Here is a 23303-nt window from a genome sequence, read left to right on the forward strand (position 1 = left end):
TTTTGCCTCACGCAGAGACGCAGAGGCGCGGAGATTGAGGGTTTGAGAGATAAGGCGAAAAATCAATTTAATCAGTCTTTATCTACATATATCGCTATATATCGCTGTTTATTTCATCTATTTAAACTTTACTCTTTGTGGCTCACGGTTACTTTGGGCGATTAATTTGGCAATATGCCAGCTTTAATAATTCCCGTTCGTTGCACTTTTTCTTAGCTGCTTGGCCTGTGGTGGGTATTTGGTTAACTTCTTTGGGGATCAGCACAATGGCTTTTAACCTCAACGGGTTTAACTTTAACCAGTCTGTGATTGATTCTCAAGGTCGGGTAATTAATACATGGGCAGATGCTCTCAACCGCGCCAATTTGGGTATTGAAGTGATGCACGAACGCAATGCACACAACTTTCCTCTAGATTTGGCTGGGGGTGAGGCTTTACCTGTGGCTTGGCAAGCTCCAGCAATTCAAGGTTAATCAAACTATTGCGGCTATCTCGCTATCAAGTAGCTGTATGATGTAAGATTCTTGATGTAAAAAAAATCGGAACCAAAATTCAAGCGATCGCACTGACTATCAATCAATGCGATCGCTTCTTAGTTTTATCAGTAAATTTGTTTAATCAGCTGGATCAGAATTTTCCTAGCCTTTTGCCCGTAAGGTAAATTAATTTTTACAAGCCGATGCATTAACATTGTAAGCCGATGCATTAACATTGCAGGTCGATGCATTAATATTGCTGATTAAGAAACTTGTGTGTACACCGTAGCTTTAAAACAGGGGAGTTTCATAGATTTTAATTTGAGTCTAGATTTTTACTTAGCGATTCAATATAAGATGTAAAATTTAAAGTTCCAAAATCACAATGGCAGACCTAACTCCTAATTCTAGTTTTAGTTTGACTCTCCGCTTGCAGATTCCCAATAAGGTGGGGATGTTAGCATCAGTAACGCAAGCGATCGCCACTACTGGTGGTAATCTTGGTCAGATAGATTTAATTGAACAAACCCGCCAAGCATCTACTCGTGATCTTACTGTTGATGCCGCTAGCACAGAACACGCTGAAACTATTGTGCAAGCAGTTAAAGAATTACCAAACATCAAAGTTATAGATGTATACGATCGCACTTTTAATTTACATCGCGGTGGCAAAATTAGCATCGCCAGCCGAATCACCTTAAAAAGTGTGTCTGACTTAGCTATGGCTTACACTCCAGGTGTGGGAAGGATTTGTAAAGCGATCGCCCAAAACCCAGAGGAAGTATATCACCTGACAATTAAACAAAATACTGTCGCCATTGTTACTGATGGTAGTGCTGTTTTAGGGTTAGGTAATCTCGGCCCGGCTGCGGCTTTACCTGTGATGGAAGGCAAAGCCATGCTATTTAAAGAATTTGCGGGGATTGATGCTTTTCCGATTTGCTTGGCTACGCAAAATACAGATGAAATTGTTCAAGCTGTAAAAAATATTGCCCCTGTGTTTGGCGGTGTGAATTTAGAAGATATTGCTGCCCCCCGTTGCTTTGAAATTGAGCAGAGATTGCGAGAGGAATTAGATATCCCCGTATTCCACGATGACCAACATGGTACAGCGATTGTCACCTTAGCGGCTTTGTATAACGCCCTAAAATTAGTTCACAAATCGATGGCTGACATTCGCATTGTAATTAATGGTGCGGGTGCAGCAGGCGTGGCGATCGCCCGATTATTGCGAAAAGCTGGAGCCGAAACAATTTTAATGTGCGATTCCAAAGGCATTTTGTCAACTAACCGCAACGACTTGACAGAAGAAAAACAAGAATTTGCCGTCAAAGCTCAAGGTACATTAGCAGGAGCAATGCAAGGCGCAGACGTATTTATCGGTGTCAGCGCGCCTGGAGTATTAACTGTAGAGATGGTGCAAGCAATGGCTAAAGACCCGATTGTGTTTGCTATGGCCAATCCCATTCCCGAAATTCAGCCAGAATTAGTTAGCAAAACTGTAGCGGTAATGGCTACCGGACGTAGTGATTACCCAAATCAAATTAATAATGTTCTGGCGTTTCCGGGAGTATTCCGGGGTGCTTTAGACTGTCGCGCTAAAGAAATTACTACCACAATGTATCTAGAAGCTGCAAGTGCGATCGCTTCTTTAGTTAACCCCGCCGATTTGAATCCAGAACATATTATTCCTTCTGTATTTGATGAGCGTGTCGCCCCTGCTGTCGCTGCGGCTGTACAACGGGCAGCCCGTGCGGAGGGAATTGCTAAGAGTTGAGGATGAAGAGGCAGGGGGGTAGGGGGGCAGGGGAAGTATTTTTCCTTTTGTTCTATGTCTTCCTTGTCTTCCTCCTTTTACCTCAACAGATAAACTCCCAGCGTATTAACTTATGTATTTTGAATTTGGTAGTGAGTTTATAGAAGAACTGCCGCTAATTTTGGCGGGGCCGATGCTACAACATACTGACTCCGAAACAGTGACGGTATGGGTAGCATTGAAACAATCTTGTCAGGTAGAACTGAAGGTTTATGACACAACTAATAATGGTGCAACTTTAGGAAATTCCTTGTTAGAAGGACAAGGTTCTACAGTTGCTCTTGGTAAGTATTTGCATATTGTGGCTGTCACAGCGCAGTCTGAGAACGAGAATTGTCTGGTAAGCGATTATATCTATGCTTACGACTTACAATTCACCCTTAACGAAGAACGGCAAACCCTATCACAAGCATTAGTTTCTCCCAGTTTCCCAACTGTCAATATCAGTTATTTTGAGCATGAAAAACCAACCTTCGCTCTATGTCCCAGCCGTCTGCAAGATTTAAAAATTGTCCATGCTTCTTGTCGGAAACCGCATGGTCATGGGATGGATGCACTACCAATTCTTGACTGTTTAATTGAAGTAGCAGCTAATCAACCCCAACACCGCCCTCATCAATTGTTTTTGAGTGGCGATCAAATTTACGGCGATGATGTTTCAGATCCTTATTTGTGGGTAGCAACTAATTTAGGGGATGCACTGCTGGGTTGGGAAGAACGCCTACCTGTGAGTCCGACTTATCTTACTCCTAAGCAGCTGCTTCCGGGAGAAAGGGCAGAAGTAGCAACCGAACAAGCTGGCTTCACTGCCGGATTGCATAATAAACCTTCTAAGGTAAATAGTCATCTTTTAGGCTTAGGTGAATATTACGCTGCCTATTTATTAACTTGGTCGCCTGTGTGCTGGCCGCGCCAATTTCCTCAAGGAAAAGAAGTAACCAGCAATCGTAAAACTATCAAAAAGTGGAATCAAGAAGTCCGCGACTTACAGCAATTCATTTACACCTTGGGGAAAGTCCGCCGCGCCTTGGCAAATATTCCCATGTACACCATCTTCGATGACCACGATGTCAGCGATGATTGGAATCTCAACCAAGCATGGTGTTTACGCGTCCTCGGCAAACCTTTAGGACGGCGAGTAGTGCAGAATGCCATGTTAGCTTACGCAGTGTTTCAAGCATGGGGCAATACGCCGGCAGAATTTGCCGTTGGGAAATCTGGTGCAAAACTGTTAGCTGCGGCGCAGGCTTGGTCGGTTTCTCAAGGTACAGATATTGATGCTGAAGAAGCGATCGCACTTTATGTTGGTTTACCAGCTATAGATCCGCCGACAGGCTTACCAACTTTTGTCCCAGACTTTTCAGTATTAGTTTTGGCGCGACACCCCGAATCCCTGAATTGGCACTATACAGTTCGCAGCCCGATTCATGAAGTAATTGTGTTAGATACCCGGACTTGGCGCGGCTACCCAGCCGACCAAAAACCGATCGCACCGCCAAGATTGTTGTCTCCTCATGCATTAAAGCAACAATTACTTGAGCCGTTACAACAAACTGCCAATACCAATATTCAAGCTACATTTGTAATTGCACCCACCAATGTATTTGGCTTAAAAGTAATTGATTGGGTTCACCATTGGCACTTGCAAAACGAGATAGTTTTTGCCACCGATGTGGGTGATGCCTGGAATATTCATACCGAAGCATTAGCACAATTTCTCAGCACATTATTTGACCAACGTCAACAAGTAATTGTACTGTCAGGAGACATTCATTATAGTTCTGTGGTAAGACTATCGCATCAACGCAGGCATTCGCAATCGCAATCTGTATTGGTGCAGTTAACCTGTAGTGCCTTAAAGAACGAAGAATTGCTGACGCGGTTAATTCATACCAAATTGAAAGATTGGTTATTACCAGAGAAAGTGCGATATTGGCTAGGCTGGAATAATCCAGATGATATGGTAGAAGTCTCAGCCAAACAATGGCAAAGCGATCGCCTGCATCACCCAAATAAAACATCTAGACAACGCCAGCAGTTAATTACCTCTGATTGGCATTGTGCATTGGAATTGATTCCCTGCCGCAGAACTCAAACTGCTGACTTCAGCACAGATATTTTAGCTTTAGTTGCCCCTTGGAACCGACCAGAAAAATCAAAATGGCGATCGCTACAACCATTAATGTTTTGGAAAGCCCGTTGGTTTCAAGATGGAAAAGAAGTAATCGGAGTGAATAATATCGCCTTGGTACAGTTTGAATTGACCGATGAAAGCCATGTCGGCAAAGTCATTCAAGACTTATATTGGTTTTCTGCCTGGTATAAAACAGAATTAGTCTACAGTCGTTTTGAAAGTCCGTTTTTTAGGTTGCATAGCAGGTGACAGGTGATACAAATTCGCAATTCGCAGTTCGCAGTTCGCAATGACGCTCCTACGTCGCTAACGCAATTGAAAAACTCAGATTTGGTATAATTTCTCCCCTGCCCCCCTGCTCCTCCGCTCCCTACCGTATTGCTAGCCTTGCAACTATCGCAACCACCTGTGCTGGTTCCAGAGGCTTGGGAATGTGTGCTTGGTAGCCGGAAGCGATCGCCTTGGTTCTATCTTCTTCTCGTGCAAAGGCTGTCACCGCTACGGCAGGAATATGCACACCTCCCTCAGTTTCCCACTTTCTAACTTTGCGGATAAAATCATAGCCGTCTTCTAGTGGCATCCCGATATCGCAAAGAATTACTGCGGGTTTCCACGAGAATACCTCTTTTAGCGCGTCTGCGGAACTTCCACAGGCACGCACTTCTGCCCCTTCCTGCATGAGTACTGCTGACAGAAGATCGCACGCGTCTGGTTCGTCATCAACTACCAGCACTCGCACATCCTGAAGTTTCGATAAGCTTTTATCCGCAGATATATTTAGAGACGGGCTAACGCTATGCTGACGAGCAATCACAGGCAATTTAATAGTGAAAGTTGCCCCTTTGCCCTCACCATCACTATCAGCCTGTACTGTGCCGCCGTGAAGTTCGACTAAATGACGGACGATCGCCAAACCTAGCCCCAAGCCGCCAAATTTCCTGGTAGTTGAGCCGTCAGCTTGGCGGAAGCGATCAAAAACATATGGCAAAAACTCTGCGTTGATACCCACACCAGTGTCACGCACTATCACCTCGACAAATGAGTTAACTTGCTTAAGTTGCACTTCCACCCGTCCACCTTGAGGCGTGAATTTAACCGCGTTCGAGAGGAGGTTCCAGACTACTTGCTGAAGCCGATTTTGGTCGCCTAAGACAGGTTCAACCTCGGCAAGTTGTAGCTGCAAATCGATATCTTTGACTTCTGCTGCGTGGCGCACCGACTCGATCGCACTGACAATAACGCTGGCTAAGTTTAGCGGCTGTGGTTCGAGATGAAGTTTCCCAAGAATGATCTTTGATGTATCAAGCAGGTCATTTACCAATTGTGCTTGGGCTTTGGCATTCCGTTCAATAGTAGCGATCGCCTGTTGTATCTTTTCTTGATCAAGCTTCCCGGTACATAGCAAATGGGCCCAGCCGCAAATAGCATTGAGAGGAGTTCTGAGTTCGTGAGAAACGGTAATTAAAAACTCATCCTTAAGACGGTTAGCTTCCTCTGCCTCATTCTTTGCTGCTTCCACCTGCCTTAAGTGTTCGTCTCGCTCATGCTGTTGCTGCGATAGAAGTTCCGCCGAAAATTTTAATGCCTCGCCTAACAAAGCTACTTCCTTAATAGTTGAGGCACTGATGCGCGGACATTCACCGTTGGCGAGTGCCTCTGCCGCCAAAGCAGCCTCAGAGATGCTTTGAGATATCCACTGCGAGAGGAAGAGTGCGCCTGCACCACTTACCAAAAGCAGTACTAGGCCAATTTCAATAACAAGCCACATCGCATGGCGCGCCGGACTGTCAATTAGCTCAACAGGAACGACGACGGCAGTTGTCCAGTTAGAAAAATTGGCTCGCCTGAAGGCAACATAAACTAGCTTTCCCTCCAAGGTCGTTTCGCGGTAGAAGCCTTCTGTGGTTGCCGCGATACGCTTCAAAAAAGACGGAGTACCGTGCTGCCCTACAAAGCGATCGGGATTGCGAGTCCGAGCGACAACAACACCATGACCATCAACAACAGTACGTGTCCACTCGCTATCAATAGTTGTCTTGGTATTAATAATGTTAGTTAGTGCTTCTGAGGTGATGAGGGCAGTCAGCACATACCGTAACTTGCCATCACGCATGACTGGAACACGGACAGGGAAAGCCCATGTTTGCTTAATACGTGAAATTGCGAGGTACCCAACTGTTGGCTGGAGTGTTTTGACAACACGCCGCACGCTTTCAGGCTCATTGGCAAAGGGTAGTGCAGTGCCGAAAGGACGAGAAGTATTCAATATCTGTTGTCCTTCTGGTTTTAGCAGGATGACAGCTAACCAAGTCGGCTGCGTCTGCACTGTGCGCTGCGCCTCGCTATAAAAGGCTTTTAAGTCACGCTGGTTGAGCCTGTCAGAGGCTGCCAGGGCTTGGAGTGTCCGAGTTGTGCTGGAAACTTCGCGCTCGACATCTTGCGTCAAATTGCGTGCCTCTAAAATCAAGCGGCGTTCTGATGCTGCACGTTCATTCAGCGAGAGTTTGTGTACAACCGCAACGCCAAAAAGGACAACTGGCAGTAAGGCCCCGGCGACAAGTAACACAAGGTGCCACTTCAGAGCCAGCGTGCGTCCGCCAAAAGCATTCAAAGTGAAATTTATACTTGTTTTACACAAACCAACTCCCAAGGATGAAGGGAATTTGGTTTTATTAGATCTTGTCACGCTCTTTTGCTAAAAGCACACTAAGTGATTTGTGTACTATCATGCTTGGATTATAACTACCAATTAATTTTGTGTTAGTGCTATGGGAATCAGGTTTGATTACTGAAAATAGTTGTGTAGAACGGCAATAGGCAATAGGCAATAGATTTTTTTGCCACTGATTTAGGTTGCTATTAGTTCTCAAATATTTTCTTTTTGATTATCAAAGTTAAAATACTATGGGATGATAAATTTTATATCTTACACAGATTTTTATAGTATTTGTTAATATATTTAATAACCGCTTGCTTGCGTCCAATAATCTTTTCAATTAACTCAATCAAGCAATTTTTCTAGTTTTTTAGTGAATGTTCTACTAGATAGCTGATTTTGGCTTTGATTACATTTTTAGCTTGCTTGTGCAGTTTTGATTTTATTTACTTTAACTCATTTTAAATTGATTTTGTAGCTATACATATGATGGCATTCATCTAAAACTTTTATCTTATTTGTAGACAGGGATAACTATAGTTTTAGCTATCTATAATATTGTCTAATGATGTTCAATAGTGAAAAAAAAGGTCTGGCTCACCACCAAACCTGAATATAAATCCAGTGCATAACAACATCCCTGATTTATTTACTCATGTTTTTCACTCCAGAGCATCTTCCTCTAGGATGTGTCTAAATATCGTAAAAGCTGATATTAGATGAGCTTGTCCAGTTGTGGTGCATCTAACTTACAGATTTTTCCTGTTCGTAATCATTATTTGGGCAACGAACTGCACAGATGCAGGGAACCCAAAGCGATTTTTACTAATGATTTAGATTTGTATAAGCTAATCATTATAAATGAATAAAAATGTTATAAAACTTAAAATATCTCTCAAAGAGTTACGCATGAAAAATGAAAAATTATCAGCCTCTCTCGTTAGCTGAATTTGTCTTAACTTATTTAACTACGCAGCACTGATTATAACTGTTATTCCATGATGATCTAAGATTGTTGGGTATTCTCTAGTTTGCGATCGCCACGCTTACCAATGATTGAAGTCGAACATCTTAGTAAAACCTACAGTTCTACCCCAGCGATTACTGATGTCACCTTTAGGGTTGAGGAAGGGGAAATTTTAGGATTTTTAGGGCCGAATGGTGCTGGTAAAACCACCACTATGAGAATTTTAGCAGGTTATTTACCTGCAACTAGCGGGACAGCAAAGATTGCTGGGTTTGATGTCCATGAAAATTCCTTGGCGGTGCGTCAACGAATTGGTTATTTACCGGAAACACCGCCGTTATATCCAGACATGACGGTAGAGGGCTTTCTGCACTTTGTCGCCCAAATTAAAGGAGTACCCGCAGGCGATCGCGCTGCCAAAGTCCAAACAGCAATTGAAAAGTGCAACTTACAAGACAAGCGGCGGGTAATTATTCGTAAACTTTCTAAAGGATATCGCCAAAGAGTCGGCATTGCTCAGGCGATCGTTCACGATCCGCCAGCGATTATTTTGGATGAACCCACCGTTGGACTTGACCCCCGCCAAATTATTGAAGTGCGAAATTTAATTAAAAGTCTGGCGGGGACACACACAATTATTTTGTCTACGCACATTTTGCCAGAAGTCAGCATGACCTGTAGTCGCGTTGCGATCATCAATCGCGGTAAGGTTGTCGCTACCAACACTCCAGAAAGCTTGATGACCCAGTTGACAGGAGGCTCAGGTTATGAATTAGAAATCGAGGGCGAAGCTAACCTTGCCAAACAGGTATTGCAAAACGTAGCCGGCGTGAGTTTGGTAGAATCAATTCCTGGTTATCACCTCACTGATGCTAAGGACGGCCGCAGTTACTTGCGAGTCATCTCACGACCTGGAACAGAACCAGGAAGGGATATTGCCGCCACCTTAATTCGTGCCGGGTTTGGATTACAAGAAATGCGCCGGGTCAGTGCCACCCTAGAAGATGTGTTCTTGCAACTAACCACAGAAGAAAAGCATCTTGAATCAGAGGTAGACTCAGCAGCTAAAGAAGGAGAAGCAGCATAAATGGGTATAGTGCTGGCGAATATTATTGCTATTTATCGCCGAGAATTACAGAGTTATTTTGCATCGCCTTTAGCTTATGCGATCGCTGGCGTGTTTTGGTTCATTGCTGGCATATTGTTTTTTTTGATATTGCTAGGGCCGACTGGCTTGATAGCAGAAGCCGCCTATACAGATGTACAAGGTCAACAGTTAGGTGTACCAGTTTCTTTGGATGTCGGTGCGAGATTGGTGCAAGACTTTTTAAATGGATTAGCGTGGATATTATTGTTTGTGCTGCCAATGCTGTCAATGGGACTTTACGCCGAAGAACGGAAGCGTGGCACACTAGAACTTTTAGCAACATCTCCTGTGACCAACTGGGCGATCGCCGTGGGGAAATTATTGGGAGTGCTAACATTTTTTATTACCATGATTTTGCCGTTGGTATTACTAGAGGCGATCGCCTTGAGTAGTGCTAACCCGCCCATCCAACCAGCATTGCCTTTGTTAGCGCATCTAGGATTAATCTTGTTGGCAGCATCAATCTTGTCTTTAGGAATGTTTATTTCCTCCTTAACAGACAGCACAATTTGGGCGGCTGTCTTCACCTTTGCCGCAGGTTTTTTACTATTATTAATCCCAGATTTTGTTTCTCAAAAAATCGGAGGTTCTTTAGGAGAATTCCTAGGGAATTTATCACTAGTTAAACATTACAACACCTTAGTACAAGGAATTTTTGATACCAGCAGTTTAATTTTATTTGCCAGTTACATATTTTTAGGCATTTTTCTGACGGCGCAATCAATTGATGCACTGCGCTTTCAACGGCAGTAATTATGAGTCATGAGTCAACAAGAAGGGTGTAGGGGATAGGGTGTAGGGTGTAGGGAAGGTGTTGGTAGGGGCTTGTATCCCCTAACACAATTGCCCTTAAGGGCAGGGCTTGTATCCCAAGGGTTGTTGGGGCTATTTCTTCCCCCACACCCCGCCCCAACGGGGCTTGGTCAGTAGTAAAGGCAAAGGACAAATGACAAAAAAGACGAAAAAAATTGCAAAAAAGCAACTTTGGCAATATTTATTTTGGCTAGGCCCGTTTCTTTTGATTGCTGGCGTAACAGCAGGTTTAGTTGCCGGAAGTTGGGGGTTAATTCCCCTAGCATTGATAATTTCGGGAACTGTCATTATTATTTTATGGATAGTATGGCAAAGCCAGCGCAATAATTGGTGGGGTCGTCGTTCTACTCAAGCTGGTACTAATGCTTTAATCGCAACTTTGTCTGTAATTCTAATTTTAGGATTAATTAACTTCTTGGGTAGCCGCTATCATGTACGTGCAGACTTAACAGAAACTCAGTTATTTACCCTTGCACCCCAATCACAAGCAATAGTTCGTGGCTTACAACAGCCAGTAAAATTGTGGATATTTAGTCCTAATCCAAATACCCAAGACAGAGAATTACTAGAAATTTATCGTCGCCAAAATCGCAATTTTGAGTTCGAGTATGTCGATCCTCAAGCTAGACCAGGAATTGCCGAAAGATTTGGTGTTAAAGATTTTGGAGAAGTTTATCTAGAATCTGGAAATAAACGGCAATTAGTTCAAACTATAAATGAGAATGAAAGACTATCAGAAGTTAGATTAACTAATCGCTTACAACAAATTACTAGTTCAACTACAGCTAAAGTTTATTTACTTCAAGGTCACGGAGAACGTCCACTTAATGCTGTTGAAGGCGGAATGTCACAGGCTGTTCAAGCATTAACTGATAGAAATTTCACTACAGCACCGTTAAATTTAGTAGAAAGTCCCAAAGTTCCTGATGATGCTGCCAGTGTTATCGTAGCTGGCCCTAAACGCGGACTGTTTGACGCTGAAGTTAAAGCTTTACAAGATTATCTCAACCGTGGCGGTAATCTGTTGGTGATGATTGACCCTGCTACTGACCCCAAACTCACCAGCTTGTTACAACAATGGGGTGTTCGCTTAGATAATCGTTTAGCAGTTGATGTCTCCGGTACTGGTGTAGGACTAGGGCCAGCTGCACCTATCATCAATGAATACGGACAACACCCAATTACTAAAGATTTCGGTAACGGTATTTCTTTTTATCGCTTGGCTAGACCAATAGAAATTACTCCTGTGGATGGTGTTCAGTCTACGCCCCTACTACGTACCAAACCTTATCCTAATAGTTGGGCTGAAAGCGATTTGCAAAGCGAAAAGTTAGAGTTTAATGCTGATAAAGACCTCAAAGGGCCTCTGACTTTAGGCGTAGCGTTGTCGAGAAAACTACCAGCTACAAACCCAACGCCTGCACCTTTACCAACACCAACAACCCAAACTCCGGCGAGTCCAACTCCTACAGCAGCGACAACACCTGCACCTTTACCAACACCAACAACCCAAACTCCGGCGAGTCCAACTCCTACAGCAGCGACAACGCCTGCACCTTTACCAACGCCCACAACCCAAACTCAGGCGAGTCCAACTCCTACAGCAGCGACAACTCCTGCACCCTTACCAACACCGACAACTCAAACTCAGGCGAGTCCAACTCCTATAGCAGCGACAACGCCAACAACACAAGGTCAAGCTAGTCCAATTCCTGCCACCGCAGAGAAATCTGCAACAGTAGCCAAGGAATCACGGTTAGTAGTGGTAGGAAATTCTGATTTTGCCAGCAACGGACTATTTGAACAGCAACTAAATGGCGATGTATTTCTCAATTCTGTAACTTGGCTGAGTCAACAAGACCAGCAACCTCTTTCAATTCGTCCCAAAGAAGTGAAAAACCGCCGACTCAATTTATCAGGTATACAAGCTAGTTTCTTAGCACTAACTTCTTTGTTATTTTTACCTGTGATTGGTTTCTTAGCAGCCGGTTTAGTCTGGTGGCGACGACGCTAAGAGGCAGGGGTGCAGGGGAGAATAACTAATGACAAATGACCATTGACAAATGACAAATGACCATTGACTAACAAGATGAAATTGCCACGCACGACTTTAATTTTGGTATTCTTGGCGCTGGGTTTGGGTGGTTTCGTATATTTCTATGAAATTAAAGGCGCAACTCAGCGAGAAGAAGCGAAGGAGAAACAACAGCAAATTTTCTCTTTTGCGGAAGATGATATACAGTCTTTGACAGTTCAGACAAAAAATAACACTGTGGTTTTGGAACGGAACAATCAATCTAGCAATCCTAAGTGGTTGCTAAAATCGCCAGTATCACAGCCGGGAAATGATGCTATTGTTGCTTATTTAACGGATTTGTTGGTTAAGGGTAAGAGCAATAACACTTTATCAATTCCTGCTAATCAACTGGGAGAATTTGGTTTAAATCAACCCCAAGCAACTATTAAAGTGAACCTAAAAAATCAGAAAACTCATCAATTAGTTTTGGGCAAATCTGATTTTAATAACCGTTTTGTGTACGCTCAAGCTGACTCGGCTACGCAACCAAATGGCAATCTCAATGTATTATTAGTATCTACAGATTTTCAAAACGCAGTCAATCGGGAGTTATCAGAGTGGCAACAGCCAGCTAATAATAGTCCATCAACACCTTTACCCAGCCTAAACCTACCAACGCCAGCTAAAACTCCATAAAAACAAAGAAGCACCAGGCGATTAGAAATCGCAGCTATACAAACAAAACCTGCCTGCGCGGGTTATCTGTCTGTGTCGCTATTTTTAACTCTGTAACCTATAACCTATCACCTGTAACCTGTAACCTGCTTTATATGTCCAACCCAACTGCAAGCTTGCTGATTTCTTGCCCTGACCAACGAGGATTAGTAGCAAAAATTGCTAATTTTATTTATGCCAATGGTGGCAATATTATTCATGCAGATCAGCACACAGATTTTTCGGCTGGGTTATTTCTGACGCGGATTGAATGGCAGTTGGAAGGGTTCAATTTACCTAAAGATTTAATTGGCCCTGCGTTTAATGCCATAGCCCAACCTTTAGGTGCAAAATGGGAACTACATTTTTCTGATTCTGTACCACGCATAGCTATTTGGGTCAGTCGTCAAGACCACTGTTTATATGATTTGATTTGGCGACATCGTGCCAAAGAATTTGCGGCAGAAATTCCTTTAATTATTAGCAACCATCCACATTTAAAAGTTGTTGCAGACCAATTTGGTATTGATTTTCATCACATTCCTATCACTAAAGAAAATAAACTAGAGCAAGAAGCCAAACAATTAGAATTACTACAACAGTATAAAATTGATTTAGTAGTGCTGGCAAAATATATGCAAATTGTCAGCGAAAATTTTATTGCTAAGTTCCCCCAAATTATTAATATCCATCACTCATTTTTACCCGCTTTTGTCGGGGCGAATCCCTATCACCGAGCGTTTGAAAGAGGGGTGAAAATTATTGGCGCAACTGCTCATTATGTCACCTCAGATTTAGATGCTGGTCCAATTATTGAACAGGATGTAGTTCGCGTCAGTCACCGCGATGAAGTTGAGGATTTAATTAGAAAAGGTAAGGATTTAGAGCGGATTGTTTTAGCAAGGGCGGTGAGATTACACTTGCAAAATCGTGTGTTGGTTTATGGTAATCGCACCGTCGTATTTGAGTGATGGCTATCTATAGGCAATAGGCAATAGGCAATAGACAGTAGATTTGTTTGGCTCTTATTGAGGGTTGCTATAGAATTTACATTGGTTTGTCATTTGCTGAAGTCAAATTATTAATAAGTTGCTCTAATTTGTTATTAGTTTCAGGTTTATTAATGTAATCTTCAGCAGTCTTTTGCAAGGCTTCAATATTTTCCTGATTAGCACTGAAAGTGGATATATTTGTGGTGAGAGTAGGTTGAAAACGAAAATATAAATCATTATTCATAATTTGCGTGGATATATAGCCAACGGAATCGCTAGCACCATCGGAAAATACATCCACCAGTGGGATACCTCGCAGTGGACTAATCCATTCTGCTGCACCCCAACCTCTGGCCTCTGGAATACCAATTCGATTAATGCTTTTACCTGTACCAAAACTGGTAACGACAATCTGATCTATAGGTACACTATTTTCTGGCTGTTCATTGTTCCACTTCAGACGTTCTGCGATCGCACATAAGGCTGGATCATTGGCAAATACTCCACCATCAACTAAGGGTATACCTTTTTCTTTAGGTATTGCATAGCCATTACTACTCCAATCTGCAATAAAATCTGCGTTAGTCATAACATGGCCAGGAAAAGCAATTGGTGCAGCTGCTGAAGCCCGACAAATTTCCCATACAGGAATACTTTGATGTAATTGTTTAGTGTTTTTAAACACCACAACTTCTCGATTATAAGTATCGTAGCTAGTAATTAGGGTCAGTTTTTTTAGTTGACCAAAAGTAATATTATCTCCAAACACTCCAGGGCCTTTCAAAACTTGCTCTAACCCTTTACCATCAAAAATTGGTTGACTATATCCAATCCGAAATCGGCTCAATAAACTAGATATAACATCTGGAACTCTGGGAAAGATAACAATTGCTTGATTTAAATAAAGTTCCTTAATTTGGGTAGCACTCATCCCTTTAGAGATACCGCAAGCAATCAGACTACCGGTGGATGTGCCAGCAATAATATCAAAGTAATCTTTAAGCGATTTGTTGCGATCGCGTTCCTTTAATTTTGTTTCTAATTTCTCTAACATGATGGCTGTAATCAGCCCCCGGAGTCCACCACCATCAAGAGAGAGAATCCGACACGATGCATTATTTGCCATTTTTTATCTTCTTAATACTAAATTATGGTTTAACTATTGAGAGACTCAGATCCTTGACTTCTTAAAGAAGTCAAGGATCTCTTTATTCGATAGCAAAATATCTATAGCTAGCTACCGCTTTGATAACATTAATTTTTCCTCGAAATTCTGTAAAAAATATAAATAATTTTCTTGATTTGTAGTTTTAAGTGATTGCGCCTACAAGTTGCACTATTGAAATTGTAAATAAAAGACTCAAACCCTCTCCCCTGCACAAGAGCGGCCTATTTGTATCAAATTTAAAGTGAAACTGTATAAGGTGTCAGCGATCGCCGCATAATTAAGAAAGATTAAGCTATAGTTAAAAATTCAAAATGAGCCAGACAGCCCTCAATTTAGTCGCTATATCCGTCTTTCTAATGACTTTCTCCGCACTGCTGGGGCCATTCATCAACTTATCACCCGCAGTACCAGCCCTCGCCACCTTCGCCATCTTGGGAATCGCCACCTTAGACAATTTCACCTTACAAGGAAAAGGCGGAACCATCCTGTTAGATTGGATTGCGGGATTTTCGAGTGAACACCGCGATCGCATTATCCACCACGAAGCCGGACATTTTTTAGTAGCTGATTTGCTGGGTATTCCTGTGACTGGTTACACCCTCAGCGCGTGGGAAGCTTGGAGACAAGGACAAGCAGGACAAGGTGGTGTGGCTTTTAATGATACTGAGTTAGCCGCGCAATTAGAAAAAGGTTCCATCAGCGCGCAAATGCTAGACCGCTACTGCACAATGTGGATGGCTGGTATTGCGGCGGAAGCTTTAGTATATGAGCGTGCCGAAGGCGGTGGTGATGATAAAACTAGGCTGGCAGAGGTATTAAAAATTATCGGTTTTTCCGAGTCAGCTTTTCAGCAGAAACAACGGTTTCATATCCTGCAAGCCAAAAATTTATTACAAGAAAATTGGGATAGTTACCAAGCTTTAGTTCAAGCGATGCAACAACGCGCCTCGGTTGCAGAATGCCAAAGTGCGATCGCTAGTGGAATAAGTCAAAAGTAGAAAGGTAAAATACCATCTCTCCTCTGCCCCCCTGCCTGCCGCCACAGACAAACTGCTGAACTGAACAATTTATGCCTTATTTGACTGATGCAAGCGAAATTCAAGACATCGTTGCTAAATATACCAAAGCGAAAACTCTGTGGATAGATACAGAAGTAGCTGAATATAACAGCCGTAATCCTAGATTATCCCTAATTCAAGTATTAGATGATCCTGAGGATATGAGTGGCGATCGCGTCTTACTTTTAGACGTACTCGATCAGCCTGATGTCGTCGCTAATTTCATTGAGCAAATTATGCTCAATCCGGCTATCGAAAAAGTGTTTCATAATGCTAGTTATGACTTGAAATTTTTAGGTAATAAAAAAGCTAAAAATATTACTTGTACTTTAGATATCGCTAAAAAAATTCCTTATTATTTATTACCTGTTCCTAATTATCAACTCAAAACTCTTGCTGGTCTTTTATGTAACTTTCATAACGTTGATAAACAAGAACAAAATAGCGATTGGGGACAACGACCTTTAACAGAAGAACAAATAGACTATGCTTACCTCGACTGCATTTATCTTGCTCAAGTGCATCGGCGTTTGTTAGAATTAGAAGCAGAAAGTAATCCCGATCCAGAAACAGAAAATTTAATAGCTCTCGGCATTAAATACACACAACTTGAGGAGCAATGGAAGCTATTAAATTCAGAATATGAGCATTTGCAAGAGCGGATTAAAAAAGCTATGCAGACGCAAAATGTATCAGAAACATCCTTTTGTAAACTGAGTGGCTATGAACGCAAAACTATAAAAACCCAGTTTGCAGAATTAGCCAGACTAGTACAAACTAAAGGTTTAAATTTAGACTTCCCCGTGACATTGACTCAAAAACTGCAAAAAGATTTAGGTGAAAACTTAGAAGAATTATCTGTGGAGATAGACACTAATACAGCTTGGCGGCTGACTTCTAAATCTCAGGAATATAATGACGAGAATCCGTAAAAAGTTTTAATATTAATTAAAGTTCTTTAAAAAATTATAAAGTAGTTCTAAATAATTCTTATATAAAAAGATCCCTGACTTCTTCGAGAAGTCGGGGATCTGAAGCCCACTAATTTTTAAATTAAATTTTGAGTATCAGCAGTTACAAGCGTAAATAGTGCTAACAGCATAAAAAGTAACTTTTAAATACCAAAATAACAGATATAAAGTTGATAAAGTTCCCGGTTGAGGCGGCAGATATCCGTTATTAAACCTAGGGAATATATAGCACTCCTACTTAATTTACAAACTAGTCGTGGAGGCAGGTAATAGGCAACAGACTTTTTTGGATCTCATACACGGTTTGCTATATAACTTTTGCAGTCTCAGTGACTTTGCACGTCGGCAAAAAGTTAGAATCGCGTTCAATTTAAAAAACGAACCAAATTGGGTGCTAATTTAATCCAGGTAGATAACGGTTGAGAGCAACTTATAAAGCTGCGGTTATGGAGCAAAAGCGGGTGAAGGTAAAAAAAACATTGACCACAGTTGTGCTTGCCACATTGAGCGCAATTACTCTTGTCTCATGTAATAGAGACAAGAGTGTTTTAGTGACAGAAGTAGGAGTCACACCTCCCAGCCGCCGTACCATTAAAACCTCTCAAGCTGGCGCACTGTATCTTCAGGGGCAAAATCAGCACCTTAAAGGTGATTTAGATGCAGCGATCGCATCTTATACTAAAGCACTCAACCTAAATCCTGAATATGGTGCAGCCTACAAAGCACGCGGCCTAGCCCATTTTGATATGGGAGACAAGCAAAAAGCGATCGCAGATTACAACGAAGCCCTACGCCTTTCCCCCAACGATGCCGAAGCCTATAACAGCCGAGGAAATGCCCGTGCCTCACTGGGAGATAATAGAAGTGCGATCGCTGACTATAACCAAGCAATTAAGCTTTCACCCAACTATGCAGAAGCTTATAATAACCGCGCCAACGCCCGTGCAGCCTTAGGTGAAAAAGACGGCTCCCTAGAAGACTACGACCAAGCAATACTCCTCAATCCCCGATATGCGATCGCCTATAATAATCGCGGCAACGCCCGTGCAGTCAAGGGAGATAAACAAGGAGCCATAGCTGATTATAACGAAGCCATACGCCTCAACCCGCGTTTTGCCCCAGCTTATAATAACCGAGGTAACGCTCGTGCCGCCCAGGGAGATAAACAAGGCGCAATTAAGGACTTAGAACAAGCCGCAGCTATCTTTCAAAGCCAAAATAATCAACAACTGTATCAAGAAGTAATGAATAATCTCAGAGAACTGGGGCAGTAAGCTGTTAATCACCTAATTTGCAGTTTAGACCGCAGAGGGGCAGGGGAGCAGGGGAGAGGCTTTGATACTCGTTCACCAGTATTAATAACAGTAAAATGAGTTAACGCGATCGCCTATTGCACCTAATTATCTGTTAAGCAGTGCATTATAGTTGTTGGGTTTTGCTATCGCTCTCCCCATGCTAAAACTATTCATTTTTCAGTACTTCTAAAGCTTTGAGAATACCTTTAGTAAGACTCTGACCAAGAATGTCAGCAGCACTAGGGTCTCGTTGTATCTTTTCTAGAGATTCGCGATCGCTTTTATTAGCTAAATCACCTACAAAAATTACAACTGCTGGTAGATTCACCTTTCGGCAAAACATTAAACCACGAGTATTGGTATAAGAATCAGGAAAGGCACGGATGTAGAACGATGGATTGTCTTGTTGAAGAACTGTTTCTAACACTTGTGCCAATTGTTGAGCGCGGGGATTGCCAGCGTTGTAGTAGAGTTTGATGCTAAAGTTTTTAGATTTATTAGAAGTATCTGAACTATTAACCAAAAGTTCAATCGCTAGTTCACCCTTTTGTTCCAGATTGCGCTGCTGGTTAATATCTTGTACAGCCAGTTTCAAGGCTTCCGATTCATCTGTCCGTCCAGAGATGGAGACAACATCCACATTTTCACTTGCAGTCTTCATTTCTTTAATAATTGACTGTCGCAGGTTCTCCATTGCTTTTTGTTCTAGTGCTGCGTCATTTCCTAAAACTGAATTTCTTTTTCTTGCGGCTAGGATAAATACTTGAGGTTTGATGGATGGGATAATACCTTTGAGGTACGTATTAATAAAATCCTGCAACCGTGTATTGCTATTTTGTTGTTTCAGATCTTCCAAAATGCAATCCATCCGAATGCCTAGATAACCCTTGACATTCCCCTCATTATTTAAGACTGCGGCTTGATGAATCCCAACTACCTGCCACTCTGTATTAAACACAGGACTGCCTGAGGAACCTGGTTCAGCATCGGTGTCATATTCCAGAAAATTCTCATACACATTGACGAGACGATTATTAAACACAACAACTTCCTTGGGTCGTCCCCCAGGATGCTGAATCATGTGGATAGGATCACCGTCAATATTTTTGTTCTCGATGAGGGTTAAAAAATTAGGTTCAATGGCTGCTTTGAGGTCGGAATCAGTAGCCAAAATGTCAATTATGCGCGGAGCCACTTCTCCTGTTAAGTCTTGTGCTAAATTAACTTGCCCAAAGGTTTTACTTGCAAAATTACCGTTGAGTGGCTTCAGTTTCAGCAACACGTAATCTAGTTCTGGCTTGGATGAAGTGACCCGAAAATCAGTGTCAAACTCATACTTGTCTAATTCAGCCAATAGTTCTGGGTCGCTTTTCTGTCCCAGGCGATCTGCTTCATAGTTAAACACCGCACGAAATTCATTCAGATCAATGTGGTCTTGATCTTCTACTACATGGCGATTTGTGAGCAAGTAGTCACCACCCACAAGAAATGCGGAGGCATAAGGTAAATAAACGTTTGGGGCTTGAGTTTTAAATCTATCTGGCTCATTAATGGGGTCAATGCCATACCATTTGAGGGTTGTTGCTTGCAGCTTTACATCCTCTCTAGCTGCTTCGATTAATTTATCTAAATCTTCGGGTTTATCAATTCGGCGGACTAGACAGCAAACACTTTTACCAGCCTCTAGGCCTGTCTCAAAAAAACTGAAAGGTAAAAAATCGTTCTCGTTTAAAACTGGAGTCAGAGGTTGACTAATTTTCTGCTGTAGTCGGTGTAATCGCTGATTGATCAAATTTGCCAGCAAGCTTCCTGAAACACGGCTTTCGTCTAAAGGTATGTCCTGTGCATCAGATTTAATGTCTTGTAGCACTGTCCAAATCTTGAATTTAGGCCATATTCTATTCAGTACAATCTTTGCCATAAGATATTTTGAAATTATGTGCTAATTTTATACAAGCTTTTTACTGAAATAATAAGTGGCTGTCATATTACTTAAATGAATCAGGCATCACCATTAACCGGCCAGTCTCGCTTGATTGATCTCAGAGGAAAACGCGTTTCGCAAGAAATGCTGAGTCAAGTGGACTTGAGGCAATGTTTACTAGGACTTTCTTTAGCAAGCCGAATTGGTATATTTTTTTTCAGCTTATTACTGGGCGTATTATGTGCAGTAGTAGCAGCCATAGCTGGAGGTCGGTTAGCCCTGGATCTAGGATTTTTAGATCAGCTAGGGCGGTGCTATGTAACAATCGCAACTGTGGCAATTATTTTAGCTGCGTTTGTTTTCTGGGCGCACAGCCAATGGATGCAAAGTATTTTAGTTGCATTGGTTGGATGCTGGCTGGGTTTGCCGATTTTAGTGCTGGTTGTACTGGGTTATGGGGATTTTATGTTCCTTATCCCTTTAGTTGGTACTTTATTGACAGCTTGTTCGCTGTTGAGTTTAGTTGGTTTGAGCTTGACGAGTTCACTGTTAGCTATAGGCTTTCAACGACAATTTCGCTGGTTCCAAGGGTTGTTGCTAGGTAGCTTTATGGTGTTGTGTGGTGCAATGGGAGTGATCTTAGCGACAAGCGGTATTTTAGATAATGAGCATTTAGACAAAATACGGCCTACTGCACCCATGATAGTTTCTATGACTGGATTCATAGGATGGTTAGGTAGTAGTGTTTTGGCTGTAGCGATCGCTTTGGTTATTCTGCGATTACGGCAAAACAACCATCTTAACCCAGGACAACCTGATGTCATACTGGCATTGGGAAAAGCGATCGCTAACTTGGGAGGCACTTCTTTTCGGGAGTTAGACTTAAGCCAAATCAACTTTTCCGGCACATCCTTAGCAAACATCGACTTGCGGGCAACTAAACTCTACAGGACGAGATTTTCTCATACCACTGCTTGGGAAGCCGCAACGGTAGATAATTCCTACTTAGATTTGCATCAGCCCCAAGTTCAATCTTTACTAGCAGGAGAACCCAAAACCAAAAATTTTTGTCGTACCAACTTGCGGGGAGCTTATCTGCAAGGGGCAAACTTAGAGGATTTCGACTTCACAGAGGCAATTTTGGATGGCGCAGACTTTCGAGGAGCTAACCTTCGTTATGCCAAATTTGTGCGATCGCTTGTGACTAATGTGGACTTTTCCCAAGCAGATTTAACTGGTTGCTGTGTGAGAGATTGGAGCTTTAATCGCCATACTTGTTTTCAAGGAGTTATTTGTGATTATATTTACCGTGACTTTGAAGATGGTAAGCCTGAACAGCGTTATCCATTAGACCGAAACTTTTTACCAGGAGAATTTGAGGCGATCGTTCGTAAGCTAGAAACTTCTTATGAACTAGTATTTGAGCAGGAAATTGACCCTATCTCCCTCAGTTTTGTGTTTGAAAAATTTCGTTTGGAAGATGAAAGTCTAGGCTTAGAGTTGCAGGGTTTAGAACAACGTGGCGATTTATGGATTGTTAAAGTGGGTCATCGAGAAGGAGTTTCTCGTTCCCAAGTGGTGGAACGAGTTAATGAAACTTACGAAGAGCTACGTCAAATGTTTGAGGCTCGTTATCAGTTAGCTTTAGAAGCAAAGGAAGGTGAAATTGCTAGGCTGAATAGTTACTATCAGCTATTAATAGATATGTACGGACAATTCTTACAAAAATTAGTTGAACGTACAGGTAGTTCGGCTGCAATTTACCTGACAAATCAAGTAGGAAAAATTATGGAAAATCAAAACATTAGTGCTGGTGGTAATGTAGATGCCTCTACAGGGGCAAAAATTACAGCAGGAAGAGATATTACAGGTTCAACTATTAATTTGGGCGAAATTAGTGGTAACGTGTCAAACGTTGTCAATCAACTGCCTAGTTCTCCAGATCCTACTCAACCTGGAATTAAAGAACTACTGCTTCAACTTCAAAAAGCAATTGATGAAGATACTGATTTACCTTCCGAAGATAAAGCCGATTTATTAGAACAGGTGAAAGCTTTGGCAGAAGCAGAGCAAACACCTGAGCCAGAGAAAAAGAAAGGATTAGCGCGAAATGCCAAAAAAATCTTTGACGCGACATTGAAGAGTTTGCCAGACACTGCAAATATTATCGAGGCGTGCAGTAAGCTATTACCGCTTATTCTCAAAACTTTGGGATTTCCCGCATAGTGTTTTGCACCATCCTGCGCCCTCTTTTCATTCATGTCTGTGCATCTTTACTTATTACCAGCTACCAACCCAAACCGCACCAACCCCCGCTCATAACCGCGACTCATTAACCCCAGCGATAATGCCCCCTGAATAGTATTCCAGCCAGAACGCAACAAGCCAAAAATTGCACTTGGAGTCAACGCCGAATCAATTACCATATTCCAAAATGGCGCAACAGCCTGCGACCAATCAGCTGTGCGGATATTGTGTAATGGTAATTGACGGGCAATTTCTTCATATTGGGGTAACGAAATCACATAAGGCAAACAATACACGCGGTAAATATCTTGCAAGTGCTTTTGTTCATCCGCCGTTAATGGTGCTTCATCTGTTGGTCGATGACACCATGTAACCATAATCAAAGTTCCACCGGGCTTTAATACTCGATAACACTCCTGCATAAACTTGGTTTTATCAGGCATATGTTCGCCACTTTCCAGCGACCACACCAAGTCAAAAGTATTATCTGCAAAAGGCATAGCCTGAGCATCAGCCACCAAAAACTTACTTCTGAGATTTAATAGCATTTCCTGGGCGCGTTCTGTGGCTCTCGCCGCTTGCACAGGACTTAAAGTAATACCAGTACTCCTAGCATGAAACTTTTCTGCCAAATATAAAGAACTACCGCCAATACCACAACCTACATCCAAAATATTAGTTGCAGTTTCTACACCAGCCCAATTCAGAATTTCTTCAATTAAATCAATTTGCGCCTGACGACGGTCTTTTTTTAGCTTTCCATCTGCACCATAGTAGCCGTGGTGCATATGTTCTCCCCAAATTTCTTCCCACAAACCAGAAGAAGCATCGTAAAACTGCTGAATTTGCTGATATAGTGTTGTACTCATAAAACAAATAATGCTAAGACAAATCAAAGTTTAAATAAA

The 23303-nt window shown here is 42.1% G+C and carries 15 protein-coding genes and 1 pseudogene; 12 read left to right on the forward strand and 4 right to left on the reverse strand.

All coding sequences use genetic code 11. From position 1 onward, the window contains the following. Positions 1-131: 131 nt before the first annotated feature. From H6G76_RS00695 to H6G76_RS00705, 3 genes and pseudogenes are all read left to right on the forward strand, one after another. Positions 132-473: pseudogene (locus tag H6G76_RS00695) on the forward strand (photosystem II q(b) protein); the annotation flags it as partial. A 388-nt stretch (positions 474-861) separates the two neighbouring features. Then, a complete protein-coding gene (locus H6G76_RS00700) occupies positions 862-2253 on the forward strand; it encodes a malic enzyme-like NAD(P)-binding protein (RefSeq protein ID WP_190694249.1) in 1392 nt (463 codons plus the stop codon). A 112-nt stretch (positions 2254-2365) separates the two neighbouring features. After that, positions 2366-4675 (forward strand): PhoD-like phosphatase, encoded by a 2310-nt coding sequence (locus H6G76_RS00705; RefSeq protein ID WP_190694251.1) that lies wholly within the window; start codon positions 2366-2368, stop codon positions 4673-4675. A gap of 121 nt (positions 4676-4796) precedes the next feature. Here H6G76_RS00705 and H6G76_RS37990 read toward each other — a convergent pair whose 3' ends face one another. After that, positions 4797-7112 (reverse strand): ATP-binding protein, encoded by a 2316-nt coding sequence (locus tag H6G76_RS37990; RefSeq protein WP_190694253.1) that lies wholly within the window; start codon positions 7110-7112, stop codon positions 4797-4799. A 1022-nt stretch (positions 7113-8134) separates the two neighbouring features. Here H6G76_RS37990 and H6G76_RS00715 point away from each other — a divergent pair. The 5 genes from H6G76_RS00715 to purU all read left to right on the forward strand — a co-directional run bounded on the left by H6G76_RS00715 (position 8135) and on the right by purU (position 13711). Continuing rightward, entirely contained in the window at positions 8135-9136 is a 1002-nt protein-coding gene (locus H6G76_RS00715) for an ABC transporter ATP-binding protein (RefSeq protein ID WP_190694255.1), read from the forward strand. Beyond that, positions 9137-9949 (forward strand): ABC transporter permease, encoded by an 813-nt coding sequence (locus tag H6G76_RS00720; RefSeq protein WP_190694257.1) that lies wholly within the window; start codon positions 9137-9139, stop codon positions 9947-9949. 193 nt (positions 9950-10142) lie between these two features. Then, on the forward strand, positions 10143-12023 hold the full coding sequence (locus tag H6G76_RS00725; protein WP_190694259.1) for a Gldg family protein: 1881 nt from the start codon (positions 10143-10145) through the stop codon (positions 12021-12023). Positions 12024-12098: 75 nt separating this feature from the next. Continuing rightward, positions 12099-12722, forward strand: a complete 624-nt coding sequence (locus H6G76_RS00730) for a DUF4340 domain-containing protein (RefSeq protein ID WP_190694791.1) — start codon at positions 12099-12101, stop codon at positions 12720-12722. Positions 12723-12856: 134 nt separating this feature from the next. Continuing rightward, a complete protein-coding gene (purU, locus tag H6G76_RS00735; RefSeq protein WP_190694261.1) occupies positions 12857-13711 on the forward strand; it encodes a formyltetrahydrofolate deformylase in 855 nt (284 codons plus the stop codon). 76 nt (positions 13712-13787) lie between these two features. On the opposite strand, the gene H6G76_RS00740 is transcribed toward purU, so the two are convergent. Then, positions 13788-14858, reverse strand: coding sequence for a patatin-like phospholipase family protein (locus tag H6G76_RS00740; RefSeq protein ID WP_190694263.1), 1071 nt, complete (start codon positions 14856-14858; stop codon positions 13788-13790). Positions 14859-15211: 353 nt separating this feature from the next. Here H6G76_RS00740 and H6G76_RS00745 point away from each other — a divergent pair, with 353 nt between their 5' ends. The 3 genes from H6G76_RS00745 to H6G76_RS00755 all read left to right on the forward strand — a co-directional run bounded on the left by H6G76_RS00745 (position 15212) and on the right by H6G76_RS00755 (position 18203). Further along, positions 15212-15898, forward strand: a complete 687-nt coding sequence (locus H6G76_RS00745; RefSeq protein ID WP_190694266.1) for an ATP-dependent Zn protease — start codon at positions 15212-15214, stop codon at positions 15896-15898. A 71-nt stretch (positions 15899-15969) separates the two neighbouring features. Then, positions 15970-16890 (forward strand): ribonuclease D, encoded by a 921-nt coding sequence (locus H6G76_RS00750; RefSeq protein ID WP_190694268.1) that lies wholly within the window; start codon positions 15970-15972, stop codon positions 16888-16890. A gap of 485 nt (positions 16891-17375) precedes the next feature. Continuing rightward, complete coding sequence (locus tag H6G76_RS00755) at positions 17376-18203, forward strand: tetratricopeptide repeat protein (RefSeq protein ID WP_190694793.1); 828 nt, start codon at positions 17376-17378, stop codon at positions 18201-18203. Positions 18204-18390: 187 nt separating this feature from the next. Here the strand turns inward: H6G76_RS00755 and H6G76_RS00760 are convergent, their stop codons facing one another. After that, on the reverse strand, positions 18391-20145 hold the full coding sequence (locus tag H6G76_RS00760; RefSeq protein WP_190694270.1) for a serine protease: 1755 nt from the start codon (positions 20143-20145) through the stop codon (positions 18391-18393). Positions 20146-20220: 75 nt separating this feature from the next. Between H6G76_RS00760 and H6G76_RS00765 the strand changes: the two genes are divergently transcribed. Beyond that, the gene (locus tag H6G76_RS00765) at positions 20221-22374 is read left to right on the forward strand and encodes a pentapeptide repeat-containing protein (RefSeq protein WP_190694272.1); all 2154 of its coding nucleotides are present in this window, start codon (positions 20221-20223) and stop codon (positions 22372-22374) included. A 47-nt stretch (positions 22375-22421) separates the two neighbouring features. Here H6G76_RS00765 and H6G76_RS00770 read toward each other — a convergent pair whose 3' ends face one another. Beyond that, a complete protein-coding gene (locus H6G76_RS00770) occupies positions 22422-23264 on the reverse strand; it encodes a methyltransferase domain-containing protein (protein WP_190694274.1) in 843 nt (280 codons plus the stop codon). Positions 23265-23303: the final 39 nt, after the last annotated feature.

It is taken from the genome of Nostoc sp. FACHB-152 (assembly GCF_014697475.1).
GTDB lineage: Bacteria > Cyanobacteriota > Cyanobacteriia > Cyanobacteriales > Nostocaceae > Nostoc_B.

Bases quoted from the DNA above. Each gene is read 5' to 3' on its own strand.
- H6G76_RS00705 (WP_190694251.1), top strand. From the start codon at position 2,366: ATGTATTTTGAATTTGGTAGTGAGTTTATAGAAGAACTGCCGCTAATT.
- purU (WP_190694261.1), top strand. From the start codon at position 12,857: ATGTCCAACCCAACTGCAAGCTTGCTGATTTCTTGCCCTGACCAACGA.
- H6G76_RS00760 (WP_190694270.1), bottom strand. From the start codon at position 20,145: ATGGCAAAGATTGTACTGAATAGAATATGGCCTAAATTCAAGATTTGG.
- H6G76_RS00720 (WP_190694257.1), top strand. From the start codon at position 9,137: ATGGGTATAGTGCTGGCGAATATTATTGCTATTTATCGCCGAGAATTA.
- H6G76_RS00745 (WP_190694266.1), top strand. From the start codon at position 15,212: ATGAGCCAGACAGCCCTCAATTTAGTCGCTATATCCGTCTTTCTAATG.
- H6G76_RS00730 (WP_190694791.1), top strand. From the start codon at position 12,099: ATGAAATTGCCACGCACGACTTTAATTTTGGTATTCTTGGCGCTGGGT.
- H6G76_RS00725 (WP_190694259.1), top strand. From the start codon at position 10,143: ATGACAAAAAAGACGAAAAAAATTGCAAAAAAGCAACTTTGGCAATAT.
- H6G76_RS00740 (WP_190694263.1), bottom strand. From the start codon at position 14,858: ATGGCAAATAATGCATCGTGTCGGATTCTCTCTCTTGATGGTGGTGGA.
- H6G76_RS00715 (WP_190694255.1), top strand. From the start codon at position 8,135: ATGATTGAAGTCGAACATCTTAGTAAAACCTACAGTTCTACCCCAGCG.
- H6G76_RS00755 (WP_190694793.1), top strand. From the start codon at position 17,376: ATGGAGCAAAAGCGGGTGAAGGTAAAAAAAACATTGACCACAGTTGTG.
- H6G76_RS00770 (WP_190694274.1), bottom strand. From the start codon at position 23,264: ATGAGTACAACACTATATCAGCAAATTCAGCAGTTTTACGATGCTTCT.
- H6G76_RS00700 (WP_190694249.1), top strand. From the start codon at position 862: ATGGCAGACCTAACTCCTAATTCTAGTTTTAGTTTGACTCTCCGCTTG.
- H6G76_RS00765 (WP_190694272.1), top strand. From the start codon at position 20,221: ATGAATCAGGCATCACCATTAACCGGCCAGTCTCGCTTGATTGATCTC.
- H6G76_RS00750 (WP_190694268.1), top strand. From the start codon at position 15,970: ATGCCTTATTTGACTGATGCAAGCGAAATTCAAGACATCGTTGCTAAA.